At 61.3% G+C, this 4,617-nt stretch carries 5 protein-coding genes; 2 read left to right on the top strand and 3 right to left on the bottom strand.

Annotated elements, in window-relative coordinates:
* The 3 genes from ACLP25_RS19600 to ACLP25_RS19590 all read right to left on the bottom strand — a co-directional run.
* A partial coding sequence (locus tag ACLP25_RS19600) for a hypothetical protein (RefSeq protein WP_442470836.1) occupies positions 1 to 463 on the bottom strand: 463 nt, incomplete at its 3' end.
* Between the two features lie 66 nt (positions 464 to 529).
* Positions 530 to 2,479 carry an Hsp70 family protein gene (locus ACLP25_RS19595; protein ID WP_442470835.1) on the bottom strand — a complete coding sequence of 650 codons (1,950 nt, stop codon included), beginning with the start codon at positions 2,477 to 2,479 and terminating at the stop codon, positions 530 to 532.
* Positions 2,476 to 2,844, bottom strand: a complete 369-nt coding sequence (locus ACLP25_RS19590; protein ID WP_442470834.1) for a hypothetical protein — start codon at positions 2,842 to 2,844, stop codon at positions 2,476 to 2,478. Before ACLP25_RS19590 ends, ACLP25_RS19595 begins: the two co-directional genes overlap by 4 nt.
* A 383-nt stretch (positions 2,845 to 3,227) precedes the next feature.
* On the opposite strand from ACLP25_RS19590, the gene ACLP25_RS19585 reads away from it, so the two are divergent.
* Both ACLP25_RS19585 and ACLP25_RS19580 read left to right on the top strand, forming a co-directional pair.
* Positions 3,228 to 3,716 (top strand): hypothetical protein, encoded by a 489-nt coding sequence (locus ACLP25_RS19585; RefSeq protein ID WP_442470833.1) that lies wholly within the window; start codon positions 3,228 to 3,230, stop codon positions 3,714 to 3,716.
* Positions 3,717 to 3,924: 208 nt separating this feature from the next.
* A complete protein-coding gene (locus ACLP25_RS19580; protein WP_442470832.1) occupies positions 3,925 to 4,257 on the top strand; it encodes a hypothetical protein in 333 nt (110 codons plus the stop codon).
* Positions 4,258 to 4,617: the final 360 nt, after the last annotated feature.

Raw genomic sequence — 4,617 nt, 5'->3', positions numbered from 1 at the left:
CTAGGTTCGACTTGGCAAGAAATTCGTCGATCTTCGGCGGCGTAATCCTGTTGATTCGCATCTGATCCAGAACGCCGCGAAGAGCCTCGATATCGTTGCGCTCGACAGCCGCCTTCCCCTCCGCCACCAGACGTCCGTGCAGGTCGGAGTCTACGAACAGGTGTGGATTCTCGACGAGCCAATTGAAGCTGTCGACGACGAACCAGTCCTGTCTCGCGAGAACAGCTAATAACTTCGATCGAAGGTGTCCGAGGTCAGCCTCGAAGTCCGGGCCCGGGTTCGAGATGTCCCGTTCCGCAGTCCTAACGAGCAGGTCGAACGACTCCTGTTCCGCCGGCTTCGCGAGGCTGCGCAGGTGATCGAAACCGACCTTGACGCTGTCGAGTTCAGCGCGTCGGAATACGCGAAAATTCGATTTTCTGGCCCGCGCCAGAAGCTCTTTGGCCCTTTGGACGTCGTCCATCGCCTGCTTGGTCGTCTCCGGACTCGTTTCCGACGGCGACAAGGCGCTGGCGCGCGACAGCTTGTCCTAGGCTTCCAGAAGCGCCGGATCGGCGACCTGGCCGGAGATGTCCGCTAGCTGGGCCTGAACGCCTTCGGCGTCGTCCCGCACGCGTTTGGCGGCCTTTGTGAAGTCCGTTTCGGCCTCTTTGCGGGAATAGAAGTTCCGGTCCGATCGCTTCTTGGCGCCGACCGAGGGAACCGTCACGTCCAGGACGACGTTGCCCGAGGCCGATATTTCGTAATCGCAAATGATATCGGCTCCGGCGGGTATCACCCCGCCCTCGAACTCATCTCCGCTGACTTTGATCAGGCCGATGAATCGATTGTCCGCCACGGGGTAATCAATATCGCCCTCGTACAGCTTGAAGTTCAAGGAATCCGCGGACCCCGCGCGGATCGAGTCTCCAGCCTTGTACAGCCTCTGCCCGCGCTTGGGCAGATGCTCCCCTTCCTTGACCAAATAGTCGAGTACGGTCGCCGTTCCGAGCTTGTCGCGAACCTCGATCGCGATCGAATGGGAAGCCGGAATGGCGTCCACGGTCGCCGCGGTGCGAGCGATGATGATCCGGTCTTCCTTCAAGGAGATCGGGCCGCCGGTCGGATCGAAGACGAAAATCTTGAATGTGTTTGTTGACGCCTTGCTCAAAGGGAGGTCGACGGAGGCGCCGTCCTTCAGCTCAATCTTGCCGGACGACCAGCCGCTGTCCAGGCTGTCCACCTGATACGCCGAACCGGGAAGCGCGGCTCCTCCGATCTTCACTACGAGCTTGCCCCTAGTGTCCGGCGTCCGGGCCACGTAGTTGAGCACAATGTCGAGTTTGCCGCCGGCGCTGATCGTGCCGCGACTGCTCTTCCGCGCGCGATTCTGCGTCTGCCAGTCGATCGATTCCGCGAACACCGCAGCGCCTTCCACGACCGCGGTCATCGGGTTGACGTCCGTCGAAGGTGAAACGCCGAGTTCGAACGCGACCCGGTCGCGGAGCGGCTTGTATTGGCTCGGACCGCCGACGAACACAATCCGCTCGATGTCGTGCGGCGACAATCCGGCCTTCTGGATCGCCTCGCGTGCGGCACTGATGGAGTCGTCGACTTTCTCTCTTATCAGAGCGTCGAACTGCGTTCGCGCGATCGTGCAGTCGATGTAAATCTCCGTTCCTGACCGATCCTTGGTCGACAGTTCTGATTCGGAGGCGGAAATGATGGCCTCGTCGTGCGTCGAGAGTTCAATCTTGGCCTTCTCGGCGGCGAACTCCGCCATGCGACGCAAGCGCTTGTAGTCTGGCTGCGAAGCGAAATCCTCGGGCAGGTCGAAGCTCTCGAACAGCCACGGCGCCACGATGTTGTCGACGAGAATGCGGTCGAAATCCCGCCCTCCGCACATCGGGATGCCGCCCTGACCAAGGAGGCTGACGCGCCCGCCGATGCTTTGCGCGATGGCGACGTCTAACGTGCCACCGCCAATGTCGTAGACGAGGAATATCCCGTCCGAGCGCCGCTTCCGCATCACGCTCATCACAGCCGCCACGGGCTCCTGCATCAGGGCCACTTTCCCCAGGCCCGCCGCCTCCGCAGCCTGGAGCGTCGCATCCTTCTGCATCTGATTGAACGCTGCCGGGACGGTTATGACCGTGCCAATATCCGGATCGTTGCGGATCGCTTCCGGCAGGTAGCCGAACAGGGTCTTCAATATCTCGGCGGAACACTGCTCCGGCGTCATTACGATGTTGACGGCGGGGAGATTGATTGGCGTCGAGGTGCCCATCAATCGCTTGAAAAGCGTCGCCGTGTTCCCGGGATCGCGAGCCGAGGCGTTGTATGCGCGCATTCCCACGTAACGAACTCGACGATCCATAAAGATCGCGGAAGGGGTCACGTCCGTTTGCTCCGGGCTCTTGTAGAGCGTGACCTCTTCCCCGTCATAAGAACAGATCGCACTGTTCGTCGTGCCGAGGTCGATCCCGACGTGAACGCTCATTGGTCAGCCTTTCTCAATATCACCGTACCCGTCCGCAGCAGCCCCGTTTGACTCATGACGATGGGCTCTATCATCTGGTCGACCACAACCTGTTCGCCCGGCCCAAAATCCGCCAGGTTCAAGGCCGTCACCGCGGCGCCCACGTCGAACGGCTCCCCCTCGATGCTCACGAACCTCACTCCCACCGCGGCGACGGCGTCGTCGATTTTGCGAACAAAGAATCGATGTTGATTCACAAAACGGGCCGCCTCAGCCGGATCGAGTTTGGCGAGCGCCTTGGTGAACAGCTTCTGGAATCGCCACCCTTCGATGGCCAGCTCCACGAGAACCGGAAACGAGCGATCAGGTTCGCTTTTCTCATCCACTGGGAAGCGCAGCTCCTGGGTAGTCTCTATGCGTTTGAGTAAAAAGATCCGTCCGGAACCGCAACCGTCTCTCGTCAAATTTCACGAGACGTCATCGCTATCGGCGACACGCCAGCAGACCAAGCGTCCACGCGGCGCTCAGCGGGGGAGTGATCGCACGTCGGGCGGAAGCTGGAAGCACCGGTATCGCCATCGGCGTTCAGTGGCAAAGCTCAGTCCGACTGCTTAGCAATCGCCGTACAGTGCTACGGGAGCGGGGGCTGGCCGAGAATCGCCCTCGAACAGATCTCCGCGTCCGAGAGGAAAGTTCTGATGACCGCTCGGACACAATTTCGCCTACAATTCAATTTGTCCTCCCTAGAGTGGGCTTGGAAGGAATATTCATGTTTTCGCCGGCGACCAGAGTGCGTGCTCTCACACGCTCGACAATGCTTGGTTCCATTCCTGCAATGAAATTCGGCGCCGGCTTTGTGGCCGCAACAATCATGTTGGTAGGAGCGTCTGTCGGGTCACTTGCGGAGACCGGCACTGTCCACCTTAACGTCGTCAATGCAGGGTTCATTGTCAGCACCGGGAGTGGCACAGGGACCTTGAGCTTTCAAGGCAGGACATATCGGCTGAGTGTCGGCAGTACCGGCTTCGGCACCATTGGGGTCGCTGGGTCCGCGCTGGTGGGCAGCGCCTACAATATGCGGACCGTGGCCGACATCGCCGGAACCTATAGCGCGGTGGCCGCCGGACTTACGGTCGGCGGCGGCGCACAGGTGGCACGGTTTCAGAATGCGAACGGTGTCATCCTCGAATTGCTTGGAGTGCAGGCTGGTTTAGAGGTGTCCCTCGGTTCGGCCGGGATGACCATTGCGTTGCAATAGAAGTCGGTAAACGTCGTGCTTGACCTCATGAACGGGCTAGCCGGCGGCTTTGAGACGCGAGTCGGCTGAGCGGGAACGATGAAACCAGCCCGCGGAATACGCCGGGAACGCTTCGGAGTACGCCTGGTGGATCGCAGCCGACGGACGCTGGAATCCGTAAAACCGCCGCTGCGCTTGGCGTCGTGGCAACCGCCTGAAACAAAACCCTGTGTGCTCGGCGTGGACCTATCTCGTCACGCTCAAGGCGCTGCCGTTCCTTTTCGAGCGCCATCCCGCTGCCGGCGGCTTTCGCCTTAACCTTGGCACCGCCAGCGGTACCGACATCGAAAGCGTGGCCCCAAAGGTTGTCGCCGCGGAAGTCTTCGCCGCCGGGCATCCCTCGAACAATCGGAAGCTGGCGAAGGACCTGAAGAAGCTCGCGCTCGAATGCCCGGATGCGGACGCCCGATACGTGTTCTTCGGTGCGGCAGGGTTTCGGCACGAGCGCCAGCACAAGCTCGAAACTGTCGATGGGATTGAAGTCTGGGGGATCGATGTCTGAGACAGGCCTCCGGCAGCAAGGACGCGCCCACGCCCGGCTATCTAAACGGTCGGTCCAACGAGAAATCTCTCTTGGCCTGCCGACCTCACCGCAAACGTGCCGCGCGGGAGTCTCACACCCTCCGCCGAGAGCAATCGCCGTATAGTCCCGCCGACCGACTGTCGCCAGCGTGGATGAGTCTTCGCGAGCGACGCTCCGTGAAATCGGCTCCTGGCGTCAGTACGCGCCGGTCCTATCGTCGACGTTCCCAACGCCGCGCGGCAATCCGGGCAGGCGACGACGAAAACCCTGAAGGCGGCGGGCGGCGCGCCGCGCGCCGGGGCGGCCTCGACGTGAACGCTCGTCAGCGCGTGGTTGCAG

Origin of the sequence: Roseiarcus sp., from assembly GCF_052145395.1 — a bacterium.
Taxonomy (GTDB): Bacteria; Pseudomonadota; Alphaproteobacteria; order Rhizobiales; family Beijerinckiaceae; genus Roseiarcus.
Note: the sequence above shows the minus strand (reverse complement) of the source record. Positions and strands in the feature narration are given on the sequence as shown.